This window comes from Vibrio sp. SG41-7 (genome assembly GCF_014164465.1).
In the GTDB taxonomy this organism is placed as follows: Bacteria; Pseudomonadota; Gammaproteobacteria; order Enterobacterales; family Vibrionaceae; genus Vibrio; species Vibrio splendidus.
The window spans coordinates 1-1,088 of the sequence record NZ_JACJFF010000300.1; the positions used below are offsets into that span (position 1 = coordinate 1).

5 tRNA genes and 1 rRNA gene are annotated in these 1,088 nt (G+C 42.3%); all 6 read right to left on the reverse strand.

Annotation, left to right across the window (positions count from 1 at the left end):
- Window positions 1-384 precede the first annotated feature (384 nt).
- Window positions 385-460 (reverse strand) — tRNA-Val (locus tag H5300_RS26760).
- 66 nt (window positions 461-526) lie between these two features.
- Window positions 527-602, reverse strand: a tRNA-Ala gene (locus H5300_RS26765).
- Window positions 603-627: 25 nt separating this feature from the next.
- Window positions 628-703, reverse strand: a tRNA-Val gene (locus H5300_RS26770).
- 25 nt (window positions 704-728) lie between these two features.
- Window positions 729-804, reverse strand: a tRNA-Lys gene (locus H5300_RS26775).
- A 20-nt stretch (window positions 805-824) separates the two neighbouring features.
- Window positions 825-900 (reverse strand) — tRNA-Glu (locus H5300_RS26780).
- Between the two features lie 123 nt (window positions 901-1,023).
- A 16S ribosomal RNA gene (locus H5300_RS26785) occupies window positions 1,024-1,088 on the reverse strand; the annotation flags it as partial.

Genomic DNA, 1,088 nt, shown 5'->3' on the forward strand with positions numbered 1-1,088 from the left:
AAAAAGTGAAGACAAATAAGCGTATGGCAACTAACCAAGGTTTTTGGTTGTCATCAAGAAGGGTTAATTCTTGATGACTGTTTGCCGGACTCAATTTACTTTTTGTTTCCACTTTTTAATAAAAAATAGAATCAAAAAATGAACAATCATTTCTGATCATTCGAATACAAGACACTTGAATGTGTTTGTTGTGTTTATACCGTTCTTAATAAATAAGAGCAGATAAACATTGAGAACTTTTAAATTTGATTTGAATTACTCGTAAGTAATCAAATCAGTCAGCTTTCCAAATTGTTAAAGAGCAAGAGTTTTTCAAGTTTTAAACTTTCAAAACCATTTTTAAAAACTCTCTTCAGACTTTTGTCATCAAAGAATGTTTAAAGATGGTGGGCGATACCGGGCTCGAACCAGTGACCCCCTGCTTGTAAGGCAGGTGCTCTCCCAACTGAGCTAATCGCCCATGATGTTCTTTTGTCTTCACTTTTTAAAAAGTGAAAATAAAAGCCATTCTTACATGGAGAAAGAATGGTGGAGCTATGCGGGATCGAACCGCAGACCTCCTGCGTGCAAGGCAGGCGCTCTCCCAGCTGAGCTATAGCCCCATATTTTTATTTCCTTGGGAGGAAATGGTGGGCGATACCGGGCTCGAACCAGTGACCCCCTGCTTGTAAGGCAGGTGCTCTCCCAACTGAGCTAATCGCCCCAAATTTTATTTCCTTGGGAGGAAATGGTGGGTCGTGCAGGATTCGAACCTGCGACCAATTGATTAAAAGTCAACTGCTCTACCAACTGAGCTAACGACCCTTTTTACTTCTTGGAGGAAGTGGTATCCCGTAGGGGAGTCGAACCCCTGTTACCGCCGTGAAAGGGCGGTGTCCTAGGCCTCTAGACGAACGGGACACTGCAATTTATCTCTACTTTAAAAAGCAGAAACAAACTTCGAAGAACCTTGGGAGTTCTTCTTCTCTTTGCTTTTCTAAACCTAATCAATCTGTGTGGACACTCATCGTGACTATCTTCGTATAAGGAGGTGATCCAGCCCCAGGTTCCCCTAGGGCTACCTTGTTACGACTTCACCCCAGTCATGA